Genomic DNA, 25,147 nt, shown 5'->3' on the forward strand with positions numbered 1-25,147 from the left:
CGAACGTAAAAATACGCTATTTTCCTAAAAAGTCTTGTGCAATCGGTGTCATGCCGGTTATTGTCGGTACGTGATGAAACGAGAACCAGGCACACACAGCCCACACCCACATGACCCGGCAGCAGCTTCACATGCGGGAAAACCGGCACATCGTACCGGTTTCGATTCCGATGGTGAACCCGGCGGTGGAAACGGCTCCCAGCCCGGTAACGGCACAGGCTCTGGCATTGGCTTCGATGCCGCACGCGAGTGGACGTTGGAAGAATGCCCGGTGGGGCAGGATATGCGGGTCACCGGCGTGCGCATGGATGAACGGCATGTGTTGCGCATGCTGGAACTCGGCATCAGGGCGGGCGGCTTGGTGCGTGTCACCCAGCGGTCGAATTTCGGAGGACGTGTCATCGCCATCGGCACGGGCAGAATCGCTGTCGATGCGGCCACCGCCCAATCCATCACCGTCCGGCCAGCGGAACCCAACACGCATGGAGAACAATCATGAGCGCGGATATCAAGTCTGAAGAATCGACGAATACCGCCGGATGCGCCGCGTGTTGCGGGCATGGCGACGGCGAATCCAAACCTGCTCATACCTGGGATACTGGGCCCGACGGGCATAACGGGCATTGCGGGCATTGTGGACATTCCCAGCACGGCGGGCAGCCTGACGGGCAGCACGGCGGACACGACGACATCATGTCGATGCCGTCTCCGACCGTCCGAGGAAGGCTGGAACGGCTGTTTAACGCCATTCGATTCGGCCGCGCGCCTAATGCCGACGCGGATGCGGACTGCCACCATGGTTCCGGCGGCGGGCATACGTTGACCGGCGAAACCGCACGACGCGTGGTCTTCGTCGGCAACCCCAACGTCGGCAAATCCACACTGTTCAACGCGCTGCTGGGTGCTGGCGCGCGTGTGATGAACGCGCCGGGCACCACGGTGCTTGTCGAGCGCGGGCGGCTTGACATGACCGGCAAACCAGGCATTCCCGAATCGTCCGCGGGCATCTGGGACATCATCGACACGCCCGGCACCTACTCGCTGCTCCCGCAGTCGCCGGACGAACGGGTTGCCGCGCAGGCCGCCGCCGGGATTGACGGCATGCCGACGCCTGATGCGCTGGTGGCCGTGCTGGACGCCACTAATCTCGTCCGGTCCCTGTACTTCCTCGCGGGCGTGCTCGAACTGGGCAGGCCCGTCGTCGTCGCGCTGTCGATGAACGACCTGGCCCGCCGCCAAGGCGACGATATCAATCCGCAAACGTTGTCACAGGCGCTTGACGGCGTGCCGGTGATTGCGATTGACCCGCGTACCGGCGAGGGAACAGATACGCTTATGAGCACGGTCGCCGGCAGTTTCGACGGCACCCCGCTTCCGCACGGTTTGCAACTGATGCACGCCGGCAATGACGAAGAGCTTGCAACCATGGTTCGTGAGGGCGCCGACCGCCGCTTCGACTGGGCTGCCGGCATCATCCACCGGCTCGGTCTGGACCATGCCGGGCGGGAGACGGTGTCCGACCGTATCGACCGCGTCCTGCTTAACCCGTGGCTGGGTGTGCCGGTGTTCCTTGCGGTCATGTATCTGGTGTTCCAGGCGACCACAACGCTCGCCGGCCCGATGCAGGACTGGTTCGATGTGACTGTGCGCGGGTGGCTGACCGACGGGATTGACGCGGTTATGTCGTTGTTTGGTCCGGGTGCCACGAGCGGTTGGGTGCACGGGCTGATTGTGGACGGTCTGCTTGATGGCGTCATCACCGTGGCTACGTTCATCCCGCCGATGGGCATCATGTTCATCATGCTGTCTCTGCTGGAGGATTGCGGGTATTTGGCGCGCGCCGCGTTCGTCATGGACCGTCTGATGCGTGCCCTGGGGCTTGACGGGCGTGCGTTCCTGCCGATTGTCGTCGGTTTCGGCTGCAATCTGCCGGGACTTGCGGCCACCCGTACGCTCACTGATTCACGGCAGCGCGTTATGGTCGGCATGCTGATACCGTTCGCCTCATGTTCTGCGCGACTATCCGTGTATCTCGTGCTCGCGTACGCGTTCTTCCGCTCCACGGCGGGCTTGGTCGTCTTCCTGATGTATGTCATCTCGATTGTGCTGATTCTGGCGATTGGCGTGCTGTTGCGTCACACTGTGTTCCGCGATTTGAAGCCTGAACCGTTTGCCATGGTGCTGCCGCCCTACCAGTGGCCGAAAGCCGTGGCGCTGGTCCGGTCCGTGCTCATCCGGCTGTGGGGCTTCCTGCGTGGGGCAAGCTCGATCATCATCAGCGTGATCATTGTGCTATGGCTGCTCGCCTCCGTTCCGGCTACGGCGGGTGCGGGGAGCTTCGGAAACGTCGAGGATGTGCATGATTCGGCCTACGGTGTGGTCGCCGACGCGGTGGCGCCCGTGTTCGCGCCCGCCGGATTCGACGACTGGCATGCCTCGGCCGCCTTGCTCACCGGGTTCGTCGCCAAGGAGGTAGTGGTTGGCTCGATGTCCCAGTCCTACAGCATCTCCGGCACGGACGACCAGTCAGAACAGCAGCAGGGGCAGGGTGCGCTCGGCAGCAAGCTGCGCGAATCCTTCGATGAAGCTTCGGGCGGGCATGGGCGCGCTGCGGCGATCGCGTTCCTGTTGTTCGTGCTCGCCTACACGCCATGTTTGGCGACGGTGGCCGAATTGAAACGCCAGTACGGCGGGCGTGTCGCTGCCGGCAGCGTCGCGCTGGGGCTGGCGGTAGCGTACGTGCTTGCGGTGGTCGCATTCCAACTGCTCAGGCTGGTGATGTGAATGAGTGCTGGTATGGATACTGCCGCGGAAACCGCCAAACACACCGTTCGCCGCATGCCTACCGGTGTCCGCGGCAGGGTTGCGGTGATGATTCGGCAGGGGCTTGATATCGCCGCGTGTGCTCGCGTGCTCGGTATGCCGGTGGATTTCGTGCGGCAGGTCGCCGAAAGCCTGGAAGCTGAAGGTGCGATCGATTTGGTCACATGGCGCGGCTCGCACGGCTGCGCCACCGGCGGCTGCGACCCGGACCCGGATTCCCCGCTATGCGCAGGCTGTCCACTCAAACCAATCAAGCTGCGTCGCCGCACACCTGCCCAAGAAGCGCAACCTCCCCGGCGTCCGGGGCTGTGGCATCGGGCGATACGCCGGGACTGAACGCCTCCGCCCTGCCGGAGTGTCCTGCGTCGACCGCCATGCGATGTCGGACTACAGTGGTGAGGTCGAAAGGAGCGGCCATGAAGGATATCGCCCAGACGGTAAGCCGACGAACCCATGCCTGCATCGACTGGCTGAGCAAACCGAGGGCCATGCCACGTTGGGACGCCTACGACATGGTCTACCTGTTCGCCATCGCCGGCACGGTCGGCACGGTATACGAGGAAGCGCTCATCGGCCTGACCCACGGCGTGTTCGAGAACCGCAGCGGGTCGATCATCACGACTGTCAACTGGGTGTACGGGCTGGGCGCGGTCATCATGTTCCTCGCCCTGCGACGTGCCGACCGGCCATGGCAGTACATCGTCTACGGGTCGCTGCTCGGCGGGGCCGTGGAATTCACCTTGAGCCTGATCCAGCAGTATCTGCTGGGCACGCGCTCATGGGACTATTCCGGCAAATTCCTCAACATCGGCGGCCGTACGACCGTCCCCTACATGCTGGTATGGGGATTGCTGTGCATGGCCTGCATGTGCTGGCTGTTCCCGCCGGTCCTCAGGCTCGTCCACCGCATCCCCGGGCGTGCACGGTGCAGTATCGCGGTGGCGCTCGCCGTGATTATGTTGGTCGATTTGTCGCTCATGGTGCCCGCGATTATCCGCTATGGGCAGCGCGCGCACGGCGTCTACTTCGACAACCCGTACTGCCATTGGGTGGACCGCGTGTTCAACGATACGTTCATGCACTCGCGATACCCGAATATGCAGGTGGGCTAATCCCCGTCCTTCGGTAACGGCGACGGTGATATCGGCTGATCGCGAAGGTAATCGCGCAGGACGACCGCGTTGTTGTGCTCGTTGTCTTTTGCGCCATACAGGAGCGTGACGCGGGGATGATCGGCGATGAGCTCGCGCAGGCGGCTGACCGCTTCCGGGTTGGCGTCCAACTCTTCGCGGTAGCGGGAGGCGAACTCGTCGAACCGTTCGGGGATATGCCCGAACCATGTGCGCAGCTCCTTGGACGGGGCGATATCCTTGATCCACACGTCCACGTGTGCGCTTTGCTTGGACCTGCCGCGCGGCCACAGCCGGTCGACCAGCACGCGCAGCCCGTCGTCCGCGGACGGTTCCTCGTATACACGGCGGATTCTCACATCGCAGCTGGTGTTGCCGTCGCTGTCGCCGTTGTCGCCGTTGCGGCCTTTGTCGTCTGCAACCGTTTGCCTTGTCTGCATTGCTTGTGTCCCTTTCGCTTGTGTCCCATGCATCGGCCCGGCAGCGTCCAGCGGCACGGCTTTCGCGTTCAACGGGCTTTTCGACACATACGGATTGCCCATGATAATCAGGCGTCTTGGCCGGTCCGCCGCCTTGCTGATACCGATGCGGGGCGTGCAGCCAATCCGCTCGCCTTCCCTGAGCGACGCCCGTACCAGCCGCAGCGGTGGCATGCGCAAATCATGGCCGTACAAGGATTTGTCAATGGCGAGCGCCTGACAGAGTTTTGCCGGCCCGTTGGTCAGTTGGGCGCCCGTGCGTCCGCCACGTAGTTGCGTCATATGTTCGACGCCTTCGATCGGTTCGCCTGCGCGGATGAGCACGCCGCATCCGAAGCCGTCCGCGCCGGCGGTCACGTTGACGCAGTAGTGCATGCCGTACGTGAAATACACGTAGGCGTGGCCGGCCGGGCCGAACATCGCGCGGTTGCGTTCGCTACGCCCGTGATAGGTGTGGCTTGCCGGGTCGTTCTGGTCGTAGGCCTCCGTTTCCACGATGCGGACAGCGCTATGGGTGCCGTCGGGCCAGTCGCGTACCAGCAGGCAGCCGAGCAGTCCGACGGCCGCAAGGTCGGCGCCCTGGGTGAGCAATTCCATGGGGAATGCGTTCCCGCTGCCGTTCTCGTCGTCGATTTCGTCGCAGATCCGTGCCATGCTGCTTCCTTTCGTCCGGCGCGTACGCGTCGGCTGCCACCATCGTCTTCCTTGATATGGACGGCAACTGACAGGCTCGCGAACCCTCGCCTAATTTCCCGTGTTCGGTGTGTCGGCATGACACAATGAAATCATGAACGATACGAACGACACCGCCTTGAACGTCAGGCACTTGGTCAAACGCTACGGGGACATGCTCGCGCTTGACGGTTTCGACCTTCAGGTGCGCCGTGGCGAGATTTTCGGTCTGCTCGGACCGAACGGCTCAGGCAAGACCACGGCGATCAGCTGCATTCTGGGATTGCTGGATTTCGAGGCGGGCGACATCCGTGTGCTGGGCGAGCAGATGACCCCGTCCGCATATGAGCTACGCCGACGGATTGGCATTGTGCCTCAGGAGGTCGCCGTATTCGACGAGCTGAGCGTCGAGGAGAACATCGATTACTTCTGCTCCCTGTATGTCAAGGACCGCAAGCGTCGCAAGCAGCTGGTTAAGGAGGCGATAGGGTTCGTCGGGCTCACGGAATTCAGGCGCTACCGGCCGAAGAAACTCTCTGGAGGTCTGCTTCGCCGGCTCAACATCGCCTGTGGGATTGCCCACCGGCCGGAACTCATCTTCTTCGACGAGCCGACCGTGGCCGTAGACCCGCAAAGCCGCAACGCGATTCTCGAAGGCATCAAACGCCTCAACCGCGAGGGCGCGACTGTCGTTTACACCAGCCACTACATGGAGGAGGTCGAACTGATCTGCGACCGCATCCTGATTATGGACCACGGCCGGCATTTGGCGCTCGGTACTGCGGACGAGCTCAAAGCCCAGATCGACACCGGCGAGCGCATAACCATCGAGGCCGCTGGCCTGGGCGGGAGCGTGCCAGCAGGGATCCGTAACCTTCCGTTCGTCCTCGAAGTGAAAGCGAGTAGCGATACGCTGGACATCCGTTGCAAGCATGGCGAACACAATCTGGTCGACGTGCTTGACGTGCTGCGGCGTGGGAACATCCGTCCCGGGCGCGTCACCTCACAGCCGCCGACACTCAACGATGTGTTCCTTGAGCTGACTGGCACAGCGTTGCGCGACTAAGGGGGATCGTCATGTGGCATACCTTCGTCATGGAGCTGAAAAGCTCACTGCGCACACCCGCCGTCCTGTTCTGGATGATTGCGTTCCCTGTCATCCTTGCCACGCTCATCCAAGGCGTATTCGGTACCATTGCGTCCGGCGACGTCACCCTCGAGCCGGCATCCGTGGCCGTGGTCTCAGACACGGCTTGGAACACCAGCCGTGGCGCGAACACGTTCGTCAACGCGTTCTCGGCGTCAGCAAGTGAATCGTCAACATCTTCGAGCTCATCGACCGTCACCGGCAAGAACAGCGCTATCGCACTGTTCAAGCGGATCGACGCCGCAAACGTGGCCGAAGCCACAACGCTCCTGCGTCAAGGCAAGGTGCTCGCCTACTTGTCAATACAGGATTCCGGTGATTTGAGACTCACGCTCTCGCAGAGAGCCGCCACGGATATCGCCCAGACCAAGTCTGGCGGCTCCGACGGGCAGGCATGGTCACTGATCACCCTCGGCACGCTGGTCGAACAGTACAACGAACGTTCGCGCATTGTCACACAGGCAATCGAGCAGGCGGCCGCCAATGACCCGTCGAAACTGACGGACAGCGCGTGGATCGCCGCTCTGGCGGGAGCAAACCTTGAAGAGATCACCCGACAGGCATCCGGCATCCGGCATGCCGACGGCATGGTGCGCTACCATGTCGCAATCCTCGCGATGAGCATCCTTATGGCCATGACCATGACCTGCAACATGCTCAGCGCCCTGCAAGCCAATCTCTCGCCTTTGGGAGCGAGGGTCAGCGTATCCCCGTTGTCGCGTCTCGCGCGCATCGGCGCGGTCCTGTTGTCTTCATGGCTGGCGACTTTCCTGTGCATGCTTATCGTCTACGCGTATATGCGCGTGGTCTTGGGCGTGTCTTTCCCGGGAAGGGAAGGGCTCGCGATCCTCGCCATCGCGCTCGGCTCCGGCATGGCCAATTGTCTTGGTCTGGCGCTCGGTGCAATCCCGGTCATCTCGCTCGGTGCGAAAAGCGGTATCAGTGTCGCTTTCTCCCTGGTCCTGTCGATTTTCACCGGACTGTACGGCAACATGGCCTTCGCGGACAGTGTGCAACGCGCCGTGCCGGGTTTGCAATACCTCAATCCCGCCAAACAGGTGACCAACCTGTTTTACGACCTGCTGTATTACGACAGTCTCGCCCCGTTCGCCCGCACTGTAGGAGTGCTCGCCGCCATGTCGGCGATTGCGCTGGGGGCAGCCGCATTCGAACTGAAGAAGGTGAGCTATGAACACCTGTAAAGCAGCATGGCTGGTTCTGCGCGCAAACATGTTCCAACTACTGGTCTACCTGCTGGCGACCGGGGTCATGGCCGCCATGCTCGGTATCGGCATCGGACTCGCCTCCGACGGCGACGACCAGACCAGCGCCTATGAGCCGCCCGCAGCATCCCTGGCGATTATTGACCGTGACAGCGCCGGCGGTCATGCCACAGGCGCCGCATTGCGTTCGTATCTCTCGTTCTCGGCGGACATCGTTGACATCGAAGACAGTACCCAGGCCATCCAAGACGCGATCGCCACCGACTATGTTGATGTCATCGTCATCGTCCCGCAAGGCTATACGGCATCGTTCACCAAGGCGGCACGAACGCAGGGCACTCTGCCCGCGCTGAGCCTGGCGGGCTCAGGAAACGGCACTGATTCCACCGGTTCTGCGGCGGCGCGGATGCTCACCATCCGAATCAACGGGTTCCTCGGATCACTGAAATCAGCCATGCTTGCCGACCAAGACGCATCGCTCGCCCAAGCAGCCGCCACCGTGGCCAAGGCGCGCGCGGAAAGCGGCCAGTCCGTCCAAGTGGCTGCTGCTGCCCCAAGCCACGCGCATGGCTCGTCAGCCACAGGAAGTCTCACTCCGAGCGGCCGGGTCTTCGCCGCGACCCTCGCTACCATGCTTTACCCGCTGATGCTCAACATCGCGTTCATCGTGATTGTCATCATCACCGCGTTCAACAAGCCGACCACCATGCGCAGGGTCGGCGTGTCAGCCGAACCCGGCCATGCCATCTGGGCACAGGTGTTGCTCGTCTGCTGCGGCGCATCAGCCGTGGTATGGCTGTGCTGCATCGGTGTCGCCATCGCCTGCTCCGCAGTCTGCCAGGGCGGCCTTGCCGGCATCGGGTGGCGGCCATTGTTGTTCTCGCTTATCGGCACGTTCGTATTCTCCTTGACGGTCAGTGCACTGGGGTTCCTCATCGGCCAATGTCGGGTTTCCGCCGCCGCGATGAACGGCATCGTCAACACCGTGACGCTCGCCTCCGCGTTCCTGTCCGGCGCGTGGCTGCCGCAATGGCTGATGCCCTCATCGTTGCAAGCGTTTGCACGCCTACTGCCCGGCTGGTGGTACGTGGACGGCGTGTATGAAGCGTTCGGCGGGCAAGGCAGTGCGATGACCGGTACGCCCGACATCGGCAGGTGGGCTGCCGCAACCGGTCTCATGGCATTGTTCGCGCTCGCGTTCATCGCGGTGGGCTTGGCTGTCTCGCGGTTCGCCGCAAGACGAAAATGACAGTGGGACTGCCATGACCCCAAGGCGCGATACCATTGGCCGCATGAGCACACCGACACCATCGTTCGCCCTGCTGCCGATCCGCACGGCAACCGTGCAGGATCTTGACGCTCTCGACCGGCTTGAACAGGCATGCTTTCCGCCGGCGGAAGCGGCCAGTCGCGCGTCGATCAGCAGCCGGCTCGCGGTATTCCCCGACCATTTCTGGCTGTTGGAAGCCCAACACGGCCCTGACGGCGGCACACAGCTCGTGAGCTTCGTCAACGGCATGGTCACTGACCAGCCGCATCTGCTCGACAAGATGTACGACGATGCCGGCATGCACGATCCGCGAGGCGCATGGCAGATGATCTTCGGCGTGGACACTCACCCGGATTACCGACGTCACGGCTATGCGGGGCGCGTGTTGCGCCATGCGATTGAAACCGCACGCGAGCAAGGCCGTCGCGGAGTGGTTCTCACCTGCAAGGATCGGCTCGTGCAGTTCTACGCGGCCTTCGGTTTCCAAGACGAAGGCATGTCCACATCCACACACGGGGGAGTGCCCTGGCATGAGATGCGCCTGACCTTCTGAGCTGCGGTCCTGCCCGTGACCGGCCGACAGGTAACCGGCGGCAACAGCGCGCACCGCAATCAAACAGCGCCGACACCACCACAACAGACCACGCACGATTGCTAATTGCTAATCATTAATCATCCTCTGTCAAGAAGCCAGAAAGCCAAGGAACCGATGACACTGCCCAAAGTCGCATTCATCTGCACCCACAACTCTTGCCGCAGCCAGATTGCCGAAGCGTTGGGCAGGGCGCTCGCCGCAGACGCGTTCGAATCATGTTCCGCCGGCACCAGCATCAAATCCGAAATCAACCCGGACGCCGTGCGACTCATGCGCAGCCTGTACGGCATCGATATGCCGGCGAACGGGCAGCATCCTAAGACACTCGACCAGCTGCCGCCGATCGATGTCATGGTCACCATGGGTTGCGGTGTTGCCTGCCCGGTGCTACCCGCCCGTTCGCGTGAGGACTGGGGGCTTGAGGACCCGACCGGCAAGGATGACGCGACTTTCATCGCCACAATCCACGAGATCGAACGCGATATCCGGGACTTGCGCAGCCGGGTGTTGGCGCAACAGGTCTGACATTCACAGGCGCCGTGTCTCGGGCCGTTCATACAGGGGTAATCGCAAACGTCGTCAACCGTGTGCAGGCTTTTCAGGCGTACAGTTCCGGCCGCCGCAGACTTGTGTACGGCTTGTCGTTCCGCATCGCCTTGGCTGCATCAAGATCGATATCGGCGGTCAGCAGGCAAGGCTTCTCGCCGGCGAGCGCCAGCACCTTGCCGTCTGGCCCGACGATGACGCTGCGCCCGTCGAAACTCATTGCGCCCTCGACGCCGACACGGTTGCACATCGCGATATTCACACTGTTCTGGAACGCCTGCACGCGCACCTCCTGAAGGAACATCTCCTCAGGTTCGGCGCTCGTGTTGGCCGTGGGGATGACCACGAGGTCGGCACCGCGCAGGGCGAGCGTGCGGATCGTCTCGGGGTAGTGGCGGTCGAAGCATACGCAGACGCCAATCGTGCCGAACGGCGTGTCGATGACGCGGATCGTATCATCCGGCGCGTAATAATCCTGCTCGTAGAAGCATTCCGCCTGCGCGACATGCACCATGCCTTGCCGGCCGAGCAGACTGCCGTCGGCGCCGATGACGAGCGTGGTGTCGATCCTGCGGCCGTCGGGCTGCTCAAGATACGCGTTCGGGCATGCCATGATCCGCCTGTCCGCGCATGCCCGGCGGATTGCTTCGATTGCAGGGTCGTCGAGCTGCATCGCGTACCCGCCCGCGTCGAGGGGAGAAGACGATGCCGGGTATTGCGGGAAGAACGGGGAGAACTGGATTTCCGGGAAGACGACCATATCGGCATGGCTGTCGGCGGCATCGGCGATCATCGCAAGGCTTGTCTTGAGATTGTCTTCGATGCTGCGGGTCATGCCCATTTGTGCCAGCGCGATTTTCATACCGGTATCGTATCGGCTGCGATGCGGCTGCGACAACACCCGTCCACACGGTGAGGCGTCCACGCTAGACTCGGCGGTATGGCATTAACGGGCGGAACACGGGATTTCGTGCAGGAGATTGCGCGGTTTGCGCTACAGAGGCTGCATACTCAACCCCGCCCGGGCGGGCGTATAGCGGGAAGCCTGGTTTTCGACCACCCGGCGACCGGCAGGAGATACGCCATGCTGATCGGCGGGCATGATCTCGTCGTGCGCTGCGAGCCTGCGCATATCGCGTCGTTGCTCACCCTTCCGGGGTTTGGGCCGACCATCAAGGCCGACCATGACACGTGGATGTTCATCAAACTTGATGGGACGGTTGATCTGCCAACCATGGTCGACTATCTGACGTCATCCTACGCGATGGCATCCCTGCCCGCAGAAGATGTCGACGTGCAAGCGACCCGATTCTCTGCGCCCGAAACGAAAATGAACCCTATAGCGACGCTGGAAGACCCATCGCAGCAATCCATCTCGACGGATGATGCCGCCTCGACGCGGGTGCGAATGCATGACACGGTATACACTGACACGCCCATCCCCATAAAACCCGCCGCATCGGGCGCTTCCGCATTGGACAGGGCTGTTGCGCCCGGCGTTTTCGGGCGTGTCGAGGATGCCGGTAGCCAGCCTGCCAACACTCACCGCCGTCCGAGCATCCAGCCCGGCGGTTACGAACCGTATCCCGATTCCGCAGATACCGGAACGGTCTACGGGAGCAACGACTCCATCGCATCCGAAGCAACCCAGCCCGTGCATCCGAACCAGCCCGCGGGGCGAGCCATACCACGGCCGTACCGCGACCAGCCCATCATCATGCCCGAGGAATCAGACCTCGCCGCGCGCCCGTCTCGCCCAGTGCGCCCTCTGCGCCCGGCCCGCCCGACTACCGCACGGCAAAGTAACTCCCGGCAAAGCATCCTGCCCGCCCGCCTGCGCCGCATGCGAGCCATCCGCGCCCACTACACTTTCCGCGACGTGACGCTCGGCCGCGCCCTCGACTTCTACCTGCAAGGCGCATCCGTGGCCGACTACCGCGACGACTACGACTGGCACGGCATCTTCCGCTGGCAGCACCCCACTTACCGGGATATGGACAACCACCAGCTGCGCGGATACTTCGCCTGGCGCACCCGGTTCCTTGACCGCACCGACCAGGCAGACCACCCTGACCGGTCCAGAATCGACGGCGACGCCGGCCCCACGCCACGCGAACGTGACTGGTACGACACGTGCATGGCGTTCTCCAAAGTCCGCGCCTACGAAATCATCTGCGGCATCGAACCCGTCGCCGACCAAGGCTTCCGCCAACTCGCCCGCATCGCCCACAGCTACGCCTGGCAGGACCGACGCTACGCGGAAACCATCGACATGTGGATTCACGACTACCTCATCGACCGCAACCTCACCGAATGCATCAGCGAGGACACCTTGCCGGTCATCGCCTACGACGAGATGATTGACACCGTCACGCACCCCGAGTCCGCCAGCGACGAAGACTACCTCAATGCGGCAATGCACCTGTCCGGATACCACTTGGACACCTCGGCATTCGTCAAACGCCACGCCGGCATCATGCTCTACTCCCTGCGCCGCATCTGCGCCGCCATCGACGAACACTTGAAAACCCGCGCCTCCAGCCTCGCCGACACCTGCTTCGGCCCACTGCCGCAAGAAAGCACATCCCTGTTTTGGGATGCGATCTACCTTGACACGCAACGCTACCAGCCGCAGCCCGACTACGGGCTCATGCGCCTGACCAGGCATGAACCACAAACCGTGACCATCGACCCCATCCGCTACTACCAGTGGACCCCCGAGGACGGCTGGCACCTGCACGCCTACAACCTGAACGGCTCCATAAATCGCACATTCGGCGACATCACCCGCGAAATCGACAGGCAACTACGCCTGTACCACCACTTCGGCCACCCCATGAAAGCGCCCGCATCAGGCAGTCTCGCCGCAAGCCTGACACCGGTCATCACCCGGACAATCGAGACCATTGAACACGAACGCGAAGAAGCCGCCCGGCCACATATCACCATCGACATGCAGGCGCTCGCCAGCATCCGCCACGACGCCGACCTCACCCGGGACGCGCTCATCGTCGACGACCAAGACACGCCGACCGAACCGACACCGGAAAACCGCATGAAACCGCCAGAAAAACAGGCATCCGCAATGCAGCAGGCTGAACAGGCGGAACATCCGGCAACCGAAAAAACGCCTGTGCCCGTACCCGTTCCCGAGTCCATACCGACACCGGCTCCCGCCGTGACTCCAGCAGACGAACCGGCAACGCCCCCGGCTCCCGCGCCGGCTCCCGCATCCGCGCACAAGCCGGTACCGAAAGACGACACCACGGATCCCGAACGCTTCCTTGTTCGCTCACTGCTCAACGGCGAACCATACGAGGACGAGCTACGCCGCCGGCACGAAAGCCTGAGTATGCTGGTAGACCGGATCAACGAACGTATGATGGACGAGATCGGCGACACCGTCATCGAATTCGACGGCGACCGGCCCGTTATCATCGAAGACTACGAAGACGACCTGCGGCAATGGCTGGCACGCTAGCCGCACGCCACCATACCAACGTGAAGGACGCGCACATGGACCATACCGAATCGGCAGCCAACACCCCTGACAGTGCGGAAGCAGGGCAGACTACGCCACGCCGACAAGTTCCCAAACGCATCGCCGGAGTCATCATCAACTCCCTCAAAGGCGGCGTCGTACCCCGCATCGGCCTGCCCTACATCACCGTCGGCCGCCGCCGCGAAATCGAAGCGATCCTCCACGACGTCGACATCATCGAAGGCGGGGGAGCAGCATTCCGCTTCATCGAAGGCCGATACGGCAGCGGCAAAAGCTTCCTCCTACAAGCCGTCCGCACCCACGTCATGGACCGCGGCTTCGTCGTCGTCGACGCCGACCTCTCCCCGGAACGCCGCCTGCAAGGCACCAAAGGGCAAGGCCTGGCCACCTACCGTGAACTCATGCGCAACATGTCCACCAAAACACGGCCGGAAGGCGGGGCACTCCCGCTCATCCTCGACCGGTGGATCGCCACCGTACAAACTGACACCGCCACGGCGCTCGCCGGCGAAACCGGTGCTATGCCCGGCCCTGACGACCCTGAATTCGCAGCCCGCGTGGATCAAACCATCGCCGAGACCATCGCATCCATGCAGGATATGGTCCACGGCTTCGATTTCGCGCGCCTGCTGACCATGTACTACCATGCCAGCCAACAAGGCGATGATGAGACCGTGGGACGCGTGCTCAAATGGTTCCGCGGCGAATACGCGACCAAGACCGAGGCGCGCGGCGAGCTTGGCGTCGGCGTCATCATCGGCGACGACAACTGGTACGACTATCTCAAGTTGTTTGCCGATTTCCTCGTCAAGGCTGGTTATCGCGGGCTGATTGTCATGATTGATGAACTGGTCAACATCTACAAAATCCCGAACGCCATCAGTCGGCAGAACAACTACGAGAAGATGCTCACCATGTACAACGACACCATGCAGGGCAAGGCGCATCACTTGGGCATCATTATGTGCGGCACCCCGCAGTGCGTGGAGGACCGGCATCGCGGCATCTACAGCTACGAGGCGCTGCGCAGCCGGCTCGCCGACGGGCGATTCTCCAAGGAGGGGTCGCGTGACCTGTTGGCCCCGGTCATTCACCTCGACCCGCTGGGCCCAGAGGAGATGCTTGTGCTCGCAGGCAAGCTCGCCGACATTCACGCCCGGCTCTACGGGTATGAGCCGGTATTGGGCGATGACGACCTCGCGATGTTCATACGCGTGGAATATGAGCGGGTTGGAGCGGATTCGCATATTACGCCGCGCGAGGTGATTCGTGATTTCATTGAGCTGTTGGATATCCTCTACCAGCATCCCGACAAGAAACCCGCCGATTTGCTGGCATCCGACGAATTCTCCTACGCGCAGGGCGACCCGTCCGACGGAATGAGCCCGCAGGCGGGCGGACAGTATGCCCAGTTCACGATCTGAGCTTCTCACACCTTGGCAAGGCTGGTGTGTAACTGATATGGAGAACAGATATACAGCAGGTTGTCGTCGGTAAGGCAATAAGGCGATGAAGCAATGAGCAAAGGAGGGCCGCGCATGGATGTGTTCAACCGGTACGCGCCGTTCATCCAGGACACGATTTACGAGCGCGGATGGCAGAGCCTGCGCGGCGTGCAGGTCGCGGCGGGTGAGGCGATTTTCGGCACCGACCAGAACGTGCTGCTCAGCGCCTCGACCGCATCCGGTAAAACGGAGGCCGCGTTCTACCCGATCCTCACCTTGATGGCTGAAGACCCGCCGGCATCGGTCGGTGCGTTGTATATCGCGCCGCTCAAAGCCCTGATTAACGACCAATTCGACCGGCTCAACGAAGTGTGCACGCAAGGCGATATCCCCGTATGGCATTGGCATGGCGACGTCTCGCAATCCCACAAGCGCAAGCTCATGAAACACCCCTCGGGAATCCTGCAGATCACGCCCGAATCGCTTGAGGCGATGCTCTTGCACCGGCATGCGGCCATTCCCGCGCTGTTCGGCGATCTGCGTTTCATCGTGATCGACGAACTGCACGCGTTGATGCGCGGCGATCGCGGTGGGCAGACCTTGTGCCTGATTGAACGGTTGTCCCGCATGGCCGGCGTCAACCCGCGCCGCATCGGGTTGTCCGCCACCATCGGGGACCCGAAGCAGGCAGCGGAATTCCTGAGCGCCGGAACCGGCAAGGGCACGGTTGTTCCGAATATCGGCGCCAGTGGTCAGACCTGGCGGCTGTCCATGGAGCATTTCTTCAATAGCGGCCCGCAAGCTTCGCAGCGGGGACTACGCATGCCGGCATTTGCACGAAACCCGCACGCGGTTGACGGCGAAACCCGACCATTGTTGGAACAGACGGAAGCAACGCTTACCGGTGAAACCCAACTCAAATCCTCGATGGAATCCCCGTTTGAATCACCGTTTGAACGGCAAGACAAGCCACTTACCGGCCCGCTCGCCCAATCCGAACCCGCCTCGGACACCGCCCCGCAGGCCGCTGACCCTGGCATCGGCTACATCTTCGAACACACGCGTGGCCGCAAATGCCTCGTATTCTGCAATTCCCGCGAGGAAGCCGAAGCCGTGACCACCACCTTGCGCCAGTACTGCGAGGTACGGCATGAGGCGGACCGCTTCCTCATCCACCACGGCAACCTTTCGGCGCCCATCAGGCAGAGCGCTGAAGAGGAGATGAAGGACGAGAACAGCTGCATGACCACCGTCACGACGGCGACCCTCGAACTGGGCATTGATATCGGCCGGCTCGAACGCGCGTTCCAAATCGACGCGCCATTCACCGTCTCCTCGTTCCTCCAACGCATGGGACGCACCGGCAGACGCGACCAGCCGCAGGAAATGTGGTTCGTCATGCGTGAGGACCCGCCACAATCACGTGAAATGGCGCCGGATATCATCCCGTGGAAACTCATCCAAGGCATCGCGCTCATCCAGCTGTATGTGGAAAGCCGCTGGGTGGAACCACCCCGGCTTGATGGCCTGCCCTACAGTCTCCTGTACCACCAGACCATGAGCACGCTCGCGTCAGGAGGTGAGATGACGCCTGCGCAACTGGCGTCCCAAGTGCTTTCGCTCGCCGTGTTCAAACGCGTTACGCAGGACGATTACCGGATCCTCTTACGTCACCTGATCGGCATCGACCATATCGAGACCACTGAACGCGGCGGCCTGATTGTCGGCGTGGCAGGGGAGCGCATCACCAGCAACTTCAAGTTCTACGCGGTATTCCAAGAGAACGAGGAGTACAGCGTACGCAGCGAATCGCAGGAGATCGGCACGCTGGTGGCCCCGCCTCCCGCCGGCGAGAAAATCGCCATTGCCGGCCACGTGTGGGTGGTCGACGAGGTGGACCGCAAACGGCATATCGTCTACTGCACCATGGTCAAAGGCAAAGTGCCCGCATATTTCGGCGACGTGCCCGGGGACATCAACACGGTGATCCTCGAACGCATGCGACAAGTGCTTCTGGAGCCGCCGGAGGCCACCTACCCGTATCTCATGCGCAATGCCGCGGCCAGATTGCAACAGGCGCGCGTTGACGCGGCGGTTATGGGGCTTGCCGACCAGCCGTTGCGCCATCTGGGCGGCAACATGTGGGCGCTGTTCCCTTGGCTCGGCACATACGCGTTCCTCGCGCTCAAACGCCTGTTGCTTCTGCGGTGCGCTCCGGGGCTTGGGCTCAAGGGCTTGGAGGCGTGCTCGCCCTACTACATGACCTTCACCATGGACGCCAACGCGCAGGCGTTTTACGCGGCGGTCACGCAGGCAGCCCGCGAACTTGCCGATCCGCTGACGCTCATGTACCCCGACGAGATCCCGGATTTCAACAAGTACGACCGCTTCCTGCCGCCGCAACTGGTGCGCAAGGGCTTCGCATGCGGCGTGCTCGACCTTAACGGCATGCGGGTGCGCGTACGTCAGTGGGAGCGATTCGTCCGCAAGCCTTGATGCTTTGCACACGGTTGCAGTCGATGCCAAACGTGCTTACTACGCTGTCTTTCCAAGCCCGTTGCAGTCTATTCGTCAATTCGGCAATGCCTTCTCACCGCCCGCGCAGCCGGTAGCGTTTGGTCCCGTCCTCGGCCGCCGGATGCGCCTGCGCGACCTCCCCGGCGCGCACGAGCTCGCGCAACCCGGATGCCACGGCGAGCGGCGTCAGATGCAGTTCGCGGATGATTTCCTTCGCGCTCATCGCCGAATGGCGTTCCAACAGGTCCAGAATCGCCCGGGAAACCTCGGATGGCGAGTCAACGGTATGGAGCTTGCGTTTCGTGAATGTCATCGTGAACATGCCATGCTCGTTGCGTGCCGCCGCCGGTTCGATACCCGCCTCACGCAACTGGGAGAAGATCTGACGGAATCCGTCGCCTTCGGAGGCCACGACCATGCCGCCGCGCGGTGACGGCGTGAGTTCGAGCAGCGTGAACAGGAACTGGTTACGCGTGGATGTCATCGTAGGCCCGTCGTCCTGGGGACGTTTGGAAAGCACCTCCTGCGTGACGGTGCCGTACAATCCGCCGGGATTCGTGATGGTGATGCGGTCGGTGAACACGTTGACATGCACGGGCGTGCCTTGCGCGTCGGGGGAGTAGTCGCGGTGGATGAGCGCGTTCGTAATCGCCTCGCGCAGGGCGTCCGGCGGGTATTCGGGTTTGCGCGCGCCGATCCAGCGCATCAGCGATTCCGTGGTGTCCTCAATCATCACCGGAATGGAGCCGACCACATGCTGTGTCGCAATCAGCGATTCGTCGCCGCGGAACACGTCATCGGCGTTCGTGCCAGGGAACACCGCCACGGATACGCCAAGCCGCGGATAGTATTTCTGCGGGTACCGGCCGAGCGCGAGCAGACCGGCAAGCGTGGGGCGCAGCACACCGCCGACTTGGGACGCATCACTGTCGTCATGGCGAAGCGCCTGCAAATCGCACAGCACCTGTTCGTCACTGCGGCCGGCGAACACATGCGGGTGCCGTTCGCGCGCATTGCCGGTCACCGCTTGGACCAAGGCCGGATCGAGGTCATCGATAGTCGCTCGCGGAACAAGATCGAGATCATACGTGGGCTGGTTGTGCTCCTCGATAAGCCGGTCGACCTCATAGGCGGTCATATGCCGGTCCCCGTCACCTGTACGGATGAACGACCCGTCATGCGGGCCGAGCGCGGTGATGAAACACGGTTTGAGTCGCGGCTGCATCTCATCTACCCGCGCGAACACCAAGTTGGTTCCCTCGAACGGGCATGTGACGATTACCGGGCGCACCACCGGGGTGAGCCGCTCACACGCCTGGCTGAGCGCCTCCTGCATGGCGCGCGCGTTGAACCCCTCGACCGGTGTGAACCCGTTCTTCTCTGACAAGCCGAGAATGATCCAGCCGCCGGAACCGTTGGAGAACGCGGACAGCGTCTCGGTGATGGTCGAGGACATCTTGCGCTTGCATTCCTTGACCTCGCACTGCTGGGTGTCATTGCCGATGATGCGCATCAGACCGATGAGCTCGGTCATCGTGCTCGTGTAACGGTCCATAAGGCTTCCCTTCGCCGCCGGGTGTACCCAGGTACCATCATTGTCTCACAAATCCAGGTGATTCGGTATTACAGACGGGAAATACGCTAACGAAAACGGCGACACCGGGAGAGACAGTTTCTTCCGGTGTCGCCGCTTTGGAACGTCTATGAACGTCTATGAGATTCAGCGCTTTTCGTTGACTTCGCCGTTCGACGCGAGGAAATGCTCTTCGCTCGGCAGCACCGCGTTGAGGATGACCGCGACCACGAAGGCCAGCGCGATGCAGTTGCTCGCGAAAATCGACTGGAACAGTGACGGGAACTGGGAGAATATGCCCTGCACCTGCGTGAAGCCGATGCCGATGGTCAAGCTGAGAGCCGCGATGGCGATATTGCGCTGTGTGAAGCCTGCCTCGGCGATCATCTGGAAGCCGGAGAGCACGATTGTGCCGAACATCATGATGGTGCAGCCGCCCAGCACCGCCTGTGGCAATGAGTTGAACACCGCAGCGATGCCGGGGACGAAGCTTGCGAGCACCAGGATCAGGCCGCCGGAGAGAATCACCTTGCGGTTGACGACCTTGGTCATCGCCACAAGCCCGATATTCTGTGCAAACGATGTCAGCGGCAGGCAGCCGAACAGGCCGGAGACGCTGGAAATCAGGCCGTCACCGGCGATTGCGCCGGCGGTTTCACGCTCGGAAGGCGCGCGGTTGAGACCGACCTTCGCCAAGGCGGCGGTGTCGCCAAGCACTTCGACCGAGGACACCACGTACAGCAGGGCGAAGGAGATGATCGCGCCCGCGTCGAACTGCACCTTGAACGGCATGACATGCGGAGCACTGAGCACTGCCAGGTTCTGGAACCCCGAGAAATCGACCTTGCCCATGAACAAGGCCACCACGTAACCCACCACGAGGCCGAAGAGCACTGACAGCTGTTTGGCGGTGCCCTTCATCAGCAGCTGGAACGCCAGACAGGCAACCAGGGAGACCAGACCGAGGGTCAGATTCTGCCAGCTGCCGAAATCCTTGGCGCCCGAGCCGCCGCCGAATGATGTCGCGCCGACGCTGAGCAGCGAGAAACCGATCGAGGTGACCACGATTGCCGAGACGATCGGCGGGACGAAACGGCGCCAGAACCGTGCGGTCAGGCCCAGCACGAGTTCAAGCAGACCGCCGACCATCACTGCGCCGACAACCGCGCCATACCCTTTGTCGCTGACCACGGCGATGGCCGCCGCCACATAAGTGAAGGAAATACCGGTGACCATGGGCAGACGGCTGCCGATACGCCACAACGGGTACAGCTGAAGGCACGTGCCGAGGCCGGCGACCAGCAGGCCGTTCTGGATGATCATCGCGGACTGTTCCGGGCTCATCTTCGCGGCCGCCGTCACCAGGAAAATTGGGGCGAGATTCGCCACGAACATCGCCATCACGTGCTGCAGACCGAAGGGGATGCCTTTCCAGAAGGAGATTTTGCCGTCAAGCTCGGTCAGCGGGTTGGATGTTGCGGCTTTCTCCGTTTCGGCTGATGCGGCGGCGGCCGTGGTTTCCGGCGTGTTCTTCTTCGTGGCGGTGTCTTGCATGGTGTTGCCTTGTACAGGTTTGCCTTGCGTCGCGTTGTCCTGAGTTGTTGTTGCCGTTTTCTGTGCCGTCGTTGTCACGTTCTGGTCGGCTGCCGTCTTGTCATGCTCCGACGGCATTTCGATGGGGTTGCCCATATGTCTCCTGCCTGTCTTTTTCCTGGTCTCTGTGCTGTTTGCGTATTTGCCCGTCAGGCTTCGCGGAACGTGATTTCACCGGTGTCCGGATTCATCGAGTCCACAATTGCCAACGATTGCAGGTCATAGCCGGCCTCGCGCAGCTTCGCGCCGCCGTCCTGGAAGCCCTTCTCGATGGCGATGCCGATGCCTTCGACCACCACGCCGGCTTCGTGGCACAGCTCGATCAGCCCCTCCATCGCCTTGCCATTGGCGAGGAAATCATCAATGAGCAGCACATGCTCGCCGGGGTTCAGGAAGCGCTTGGACACGATGACCGGGAATTCGCGCTGCTTGGTGAACGAGTACACCTTCGTGACATACTGGTCGCCGTCAAGATTGATGGACTGCGCTTTCTTGGCGAACACGACCGGCACGTCGCCGAAATGACGCGCCACGACACAGGCGATGCCGATGCCTGAAGCCTCAATGGTCAAGATCTTGTCGATCTGCTTGCCGGCGAACAGCATCGCCCATTCTCGGCCCATCTGGTCGAACAACTTGACATCGCATTGATGGTTCAGAAATGCGTCCACTTTGAGGACGTTCCCCGGCTTGACGATACCGTCACGACGGATGCGCTCTTCGAGTTCTTTCATTGACCTGCCTCGTGTTCTCTTGTGGAGCCTTGACCCCGGCTTGTCTGGCCACCCTCGCGGCCATGCGTTTGATATGGTACGTGGGTGCATGACGACATGCGCGACGAGCCTGGCCGGGAAGGGTGTAATGGAGCGAGCATACCGCGAGCGCCGCACATCCGCCCGGCAGTAGGCGCGCGTCGTGCTGACCTGTGGCTGTGGTAGAAATTATGGGCGCCGTACAGTCGGCGATGGCATGATTCGGAGGGTGACAGTGTTCGACAATGATTCCCCAGTTCTCGCTCGTAGCGCACAGGAGCTGCTTGGCGGGCTCAATCCGCAGCAGGCGCAGGCGGTCCAGTATCAGGGGCCGGCACTGCTGATTGGCGCGGGCGCCGGTTCCGGCAAGACGCGTGTGCTTACCCGTCGTATCGCGTGGATCCTCACCCAGTTCAACGCCTGGCCGAGCCAGATCCTCGCCATCACCTTCACCAACAAGGCTGCAGCCGAAATGCGCGAGCGGCTGACCACGCTGATTGGCCCGGTCGCCCAGCGTATGTGGGTGTCCACCTTCCATTCGGCATGCGTGCGTATCCTTCGCCGTGACGGGCAGGCCATCGGATTGAACTCCGGTTTCTCCATCTACGACACCCAGGACTGCCAGCGGCTGGTCAAGCTCATCGCCACCGACTTGAACATCGACATCAAGCGCTATACCCCGCGCGCGATGCTCGCCAGGATTTCGGATTACAAGAACAATCTGCAAACGTGGCAGGGGCAGCTCAAGCAGTTCGCCCCGGATTACCGTCCCGGCCAGCGCGGCTACCAGCTGGGCCGGTACGGCAATGAGGAACAGCTGTATGCCGTGGTCTACGCGGAATATCAGCATCGTCTCGCCGCGGCGAACGCCGTCGATTTCGACGACCTGATCATGCGTACCGTCGAACTGCTGCGTACCCAGCCGGATGTCGCCGATTACTACCGGCATAAGTTCCGCTATATTCTCGTCGACGAGTACCAGGACACCAACCACGCGCAATACGTGCTGATCCGCGAGCTTGCAGGCATCGACGCCAATGAGCAGCCTGATCCCTCGACGATTGGCGCTGGCAGAGTAGGCCCGGCGTGGGTGACGGTCGTCGGCGATTCCGACCAGTCGATTTACGCGTTCCGTGGCGCGGATATCAGCAATATCCAGGATTTCGAGAAGGATTTCCCGGACGCGAAGACCATCATGCTCGAGCAGAACTACCGTTCGACGCAGACGATTCTCGACGCGGCCAACGCGGTCATCTCTCACAACGAAGGGCGCAAACCCAAGAAGCTGTGGACCGCCGCAGGCAAGGGCGCGCCGATTACAGGCTACGCGGCGGACAACGCGCAGCAGGAAGCCTTGTGGATCGCCACCGAAATCGCCCGTCTCGTCGCCGAAGACGGCTACAAGTACTCCGATGTCTCCATCATGTACCGGGCGAACGCCCAGTCGCGCTCCCTTGAAGAGGCCTTGATCAACGCGGGTATCCCGTACCAGCTCATCGGCGGCACCAAGTTCTATGAGCGCAAGGAAATCAAAGACGCCATCGCCTATCTTCAGGCGATTGTCAACCCGGCAGACAGCGTGAATATGCGGCGCATCCTCAACGTGCCCAAGCGTGGTCTCGGGGCGCGTGCCGAAGCGATTGTCGCCTCGTATGCCGATGCGCATGCCGTACCGTTCTGGCAAGGAATAGCCAATATGGAACAAATCGAGGGTCTGCCCACGCGCACCGCGAAATTGCTCGGCGCATTCCGCGACACCATGCAGCATCTTGCCGCCTTCGCGCGCGACCATGCGAACCAGCCGTCAGACATCGTCGCTGAAGTGCTTGACAAGTCCGGTCTGCTCGAGGAACTGCAACGCTCCGAAGACCCGCAGGACGCCTCCCGTGTGGAGAACCTCTCGCAGTTGCAATCGGTTGCAGCCGAATTTGAGCAGAATACGCCCGACGCGACCCTCGAAAGCTTCCTCGAAACGACCGCGCTCGTTGCGGATTCCGACCAGCTGCCAGGCGAGAACGAGGACAGTGGCAAGGTCACGCTTATGACCCTGCACACCGCCAAAGGCCTCGAGTACCCGGTTGTGTTCCTCACCGGCATGGAACAGGGCACGTTCCCGCATTCCCGCTCGCTCGAAGACACCAGCGAACTGGCAGAGGAACGCCGGCTCGCCTACGTGGGCATCACCCGCGCCAAGCAGCGCCTGTACCTGACGCGCGCCGCAGTCCGCTCGCAGTGGGGGCGTGCCGACGACATGATGCCCAGCCAGTTCCTCGACGAGATCCCCGACGCGTTGATCGACTGGAAGCGTCGTGAGGCCAGTACCGAGCGCATGGGCGGCGGCTGGAAGTCCGGTGGTCTCGATGACGATGAATTCGGCGGCTGGGGCGATGACGACGATTTCGGCTCGACCAGCTTCGGCGGCTCGACCTTCGGGTCATATGGCTCACGCAGCTCGTATGGTTCGTATGGTTCGGGACGCTCCTCATCGTCCCGGCGTTCCGGCGGCTCGGCATACGGCTCCTCCTACGGCGGGTCTTCGTATGGCGGCTCATCCTACGGATCGCGGTCCGGTTCGTCCTCGTCGCGCGGCTACGGGTCGCGTTCGGGCTCCTCGTATAGTTCCCGCGGCTCGTACGGTTATGGTTCGTCATCAGGTTCGGGGCGTTCCGGGAAAGTGACCACTCGGCACACCTCAGCCGTTTCACACAAGAAGAGCGCGGCATCCGGCACATCGCAGGTGGGCAAGGACAACGGCCTCAATATCGCCGATTTCAACGTCGGCGACAAGATCACCCACGACAAATACGGTCTCGGCACGGTCTTGGAAACCCAGGACAAGGGCCGCAACTCCGTGATCACCGTGGACTTCGGATCCGACGGCGTCAAGCGGCTCATGCTCCGCGCGGCACCGATCGAGAAACTCTGAGCGCATGCGTTGCTGATACCAACCGCCGCCTTGCACGGCGCTCCAGGCACGCCGTCACAGGGGAGTCGGGAGTGAGGTCGCAGGTGTGGTGTATGTTAGTGAATCGTGTGTGCAACCGCACGCACTATCTGGAGTCTTAGCCCGTCAGTGGGTCGGCGGCTGGCCGCGTCAAGCGGTCTTCCGTTCGTGCATGGCACGATGAAGCACTGGAGAGGCTGGCTCAGCGCGAGGGAATGTCCTTCGCGTTCCGTTCAGATAACGACAGAAAAGGAACAATATGACTAACGCTCAGCGTTCCCGCCGTCAGGTGCGTCTTTCGCGCGCCCTCGGCATTGCACTGACCCCGAAGGCCCAGCGCCTGTTCGAAAAGCGCCCGTACGCTCCTGGCGAGCACGGCCGCACTCGTCGTCGCACCGAATCCGATTACGCGGTGCGTCTGCGTGAGAAGCAGCGTCTGCGCGCCCAGTACGGCATCTCCGAGAAGCAGCTTCGCGCTGTGTACGTGAAGGGCACCCGCACCGCCGGCCAGACCGGTGCCGCTATGCTCACCGATCTCGAGTCCCGTCTCGACGCCCTCGTGCTGCGTGCCGGCTTCGCCCGCACGACCGCTCAGGCTCGTCAGTTCGTGGTGCACCGTCACATCATGGTTGACGGCAACATCGTCGATCGCCCGTCCTACCGCGTCAAGCCGGGCCAGACCATCCAGGTCAAGCCGAAGAGCCAGACCATGGTTCCGTTCCAGGCTGCGGCTGAAGGCGTTCATCGCGACGTGCTTCCTGCCGTTCCGCCGTACCTCGACGTCAACCTCGCTTCCCTGAAGGCGACCCTGACCCGCAAGCCTGTTCCGGAAGAGATCCCGGTGCAGGTGAACATCCAGTACGTCGTCGAGTTCTACGCTCGCTGACCTGGATCCATTTCATTTTTCAAGGACATACAGCACAAGGCCCCGCTTTT

Annotated in this window: 19 protein-coding genes and 1 pseudogene; 14 read left to right on the top strand and 6 right to left on the bottom strand. The window is 62.1% G+C overall.

Annotated features, from left to right (window positions below):
• Positions 1-73: 73 nt before the first annotated feature.
• The 4 genes from CQR48_RS09320 (at position 74) to CQR48_RS04280 (ending at position 3,935) form a co-directional block, all read left to right on the top strand.
• Entirely contained in the window at positions 74-499 is a 426-nt protein-coding gene (locus tag CQR48_RS09320) for a ferrous iron transport protein A (protein ID WP_238551918.1), read from the top strand.
• Positions 496-2,784, top strand: a complete 2,289-nt coding sequence (gene feoB / locus CQR48_RS04275) for a ferrous iron transport protein B (protein WP_101452108.1) — start codon at positions 496-498, stop codon at positions 2,782-2,784. The genes CQR48_RS09320 and feoB overlap by 4 nt, the downstream gene beginning before the upstream one ends.
• Before the next feature lie 12 nt (positions 2,785-2,796).
• On the top strand, positions 2,797-3,159 hold the full coding sequence (locus CQR48_RS09130) for a hypothetical protein (protein ID WP_180335114.1): 363 nt from the start codon (positions 2,797-2,799) through the stop codon (positions 3,157-3,159).
• Between the two features lie 80 nt (positions 3,160-3,239).
• Positions 3,240-3,935, top strand: a complete 696-nt coding sequence (locus CQR48_RS04280; protein ID WP_180334549.1) for a putative ABC transporter permease — start codon at positions 3,240-3,242, stop codon at positions 3,933-3,935.
• Here the strand turns inward: CQR48_RS04280 and CQR48_RS04285 are convergent.
• Together CQR48_RS04285 and CQR48_RS04290 are read right to left on the bottom strand one after the other, a co-directional pair.
• A complete protein-coding gene (locus tag CQR48_RS04285; protein ID WP_244898945.1) occupies positions 3,932-4,312 on the bottom strand; it encodes a DUF488 domain-containing protein in 381 nt (126 codons plus the stop codon). The two genes, CQR48_RS04280 and CQR48_RS04285, sit on opposite strands and share 4 nt — an antisense overlap.
• Positions 4,313-4,480: 168 nt before the next feature.
• Positions 4,481-5,086 (bottom strand): annotated as a pseudogene (locus tag CQR48_RS04290) (DNA-3-methyladenine glycosylase); the annotation flags it as partial.
• Between the two features lie 133 nt (positions 5,087-5,219).
• Here CQR48_RS04290 and CQR48_RS04295 point away from each other — a divergent pair.
• The 5 genes from CQR48_RS04295 (at position 5,220) to CQR48_RS04315 (ending at position 9,864) form a co-directional block, all read left to right on the top strand.
• Positions 5,220-6,170, top strand: a complete 951-nt coding sequence (locus CQR48_RS04295; protein WP_101452110.1) for an ABC transporter ATP-binding protein — start codon at positions 5,220-5,222, stop codon at positions 6,168-6,170.
• Between the two features lie 11 nt (positions 6,171-6,181).
• Positions 6,182-7,453 (top strand): ABC transporter permease, encoded by a 1,272-nt coding sequence (locus tag CQR48_RS04300; RefSeq protein WP_101452111.1) that lies wholly within the window; start codon positions 6,182-6,184, stop codon positions 7,451-7,453.
• A complete protein-coding gene (locus CQR48_RS04305; protein ID WP_101452112.1) occupies positions 7,440-8,723 on the top strand; it encodes an ABC transporter permease in 1,284 nt (427 codons plus the stop codon). Before CQR48_RS04300 ends, CQR48_RS04305 begins: the two co-directional genes overlap by 14 nt.
• 43 nt (positions 8,724-8,766) lie before the next feature.
• Positions 8,767-9,297, top strand: coding sequence for a GNAT family N-acetyltransferase (locus tag CQR48_RS04310; RefSeq protein ID WP_218971681.1), 531 nt, complete (start codon positions 8,767-8,769; stop codon positions 9,295-9,297).
• Positions 9,298-9,453: 156 nt separating this feature from the next.
• Positions 9,454-9,864, top strand: a complete 411-nt coding sequence (locus CQR48_RS04315) for an arsenate reductase ArsC (RefSeq protein ID WP_101452113.1) — start codon at positions 9,454-9,456, stop codon at positions 9,862-9,864.
• A 73-nt stretch (positions 9,865-9,937) separates the two neighbouring features.
• On the opposite strand, the gene CQR48_RS04320 is transcribed toward CQR48_RS04315, so the two are convergent.
• Positions 9,938-10,747 carry a carbon-nitrogen hydrolase family protein gene (locus CQR48_RS04320; protein ID WP_101452215.1) on the bottom strand — a complete coding sequence of 270 codons (810 nt, stop codon included), beginning with the start codon at positions 10,745-10,747 and terminating at the stop codon, positions 9,938-9,940.
• A gap of 78 nt (positions 10,748-10,825) precedes the next feature.
• Here CQR48_RS04320 and CQR48_RS04325 point away from each other — a divergent pair, with 78 nt between their 5' ends.
• The 3 genes from CQR48_RS04325 to CQR48_RS04335 all read left to right on the top strand — a co-directional run bounded on the left by CQR48_RS04325 (position 10,826) and on the right by CQR48_RS04335 (position 17,328).
• Positions 10,826-13,366 carry a TerB N-terminal domain-containing protein gene (locus CQR48_RS04325; protein ID WP_143252478.1) on the top strand — a complete coding sequence of 847 codons (2,541 nt, stop codon included), beginning with the start codon at positions 10,826-10,828 and terminating at the stop codon, positions 13,364-13,366.
• Between the two features lie 35 nt (positions 13,367-13,401).
• Positions 13,402-14,811: an ATP-binding protein gene (locus CQR48_RS04330; RefSeq protein WP_218971682.1), complete on the top strand. Its 1,410-nt coding sequence runs from the start codon at positions 13,402-13,404 to the stop codon at positions 14,809-14,811.
• A 93-nt stretch (positions 14,812-14,904) separates the two neighbouring features.
• Positions 14,905-17,328: a DEAD/DEAH box helicase gene (locus CQR48_RS04335; protein WP_244898935.1), complete on the top strand. Its 2,424-nt coding sequence runs from the start codon at positions 14,905-14,907 to the stop codon at positions 17,326-17,328.
• 94 nt (positions 17,329-17,422) lie between these two features.
• Here the strand turns inward: CQR48_RS04335 and CQR48_RS04340 are convergent, their stop codons facing one another.
• The 3 genes from CQR48_RS04340 to CQR48_RS04350 all read right to left on the bottom strand — a co-directional run bounded on the left by CQR48_RS04340 (position 17,423) and on the right by CQR48_RS04350 (position 21,249).
• Entirely contained in the window at positions 17,423-18,904 is a 1,482-nt protein-coding gene (locus CQR48_RS04340) for an ATP-binding protein (protein WP_101452116.1), read from the bottom strand.
• A gap of 165 nt (positions 18,905-19,069) precedes the next feature.
• Positions 19,070-20,611, bottom strand: a complete 1,542-nt coding sequence (locus CQR48_RS04345) for a nucleobase:cation symporter-2 family protein (protein ID WP_425513410.1) — start codon at positions 20,609-20,611, stop codon at positions 19,070-19,072.
• Between the two features lie 53 nt (positions 20,612-20,664).
• A complete protein-coding gene (locus tag CQR48_RS04350; RefSeq protein WP_101452117.1) occupies positions 20,665-21,249 on the bottom strand; it encodes a xanthine phosphoribosyltransferase in 585 nt (194 codons plus the stop codon).
• Positions 21,250-21,484: 235 nt separating this feature from the next.
• On the opposite strand from CQR48_RS04350, the gene CQR48_RS04355 reads away from it, so the two are divergent.
• Positions 21,485-24,193 carry a UvrD-helicase domain-containing protein gene (locus tag CQR48_RS04355; protein WP_101452118.1) on the top strand — a complete coding sequence of 903 codons (2,709 nt, stop codon included), beginning with the start codon at positions 21,485-21,487 and terminating at the stop codon, positions 24,191-24,193.
• Positions 24,194-24,470: 277 nt separating this feature from the next.
• Positions 24,471-25,097 (top strand): 30S ribosomal protein S4, encoded by a 627-nt coding sequence (gene rpsD, locus CQR48_RS04360; RefSeq protein ID WP_101452119.1) that lies wholly within the window; start codon positions 24,471-24,473, stop codon positions 25,095-25,097.
• The last annotated feature ends 50 nt before the right edge of the window (positions 25,098-25,147 follow it).

It is taken from the genome of Bifidobacterium thermophilum (assembly GCF_002846655.1).
In the GTDB taxonomy this organism is placed as follows: Bacteria; Actinomycetota; Actinomycetes; order Actinomycetales; family Bifidobacteriaceae; genus Bifidobacterium; species Bifidobacterium thermophilum.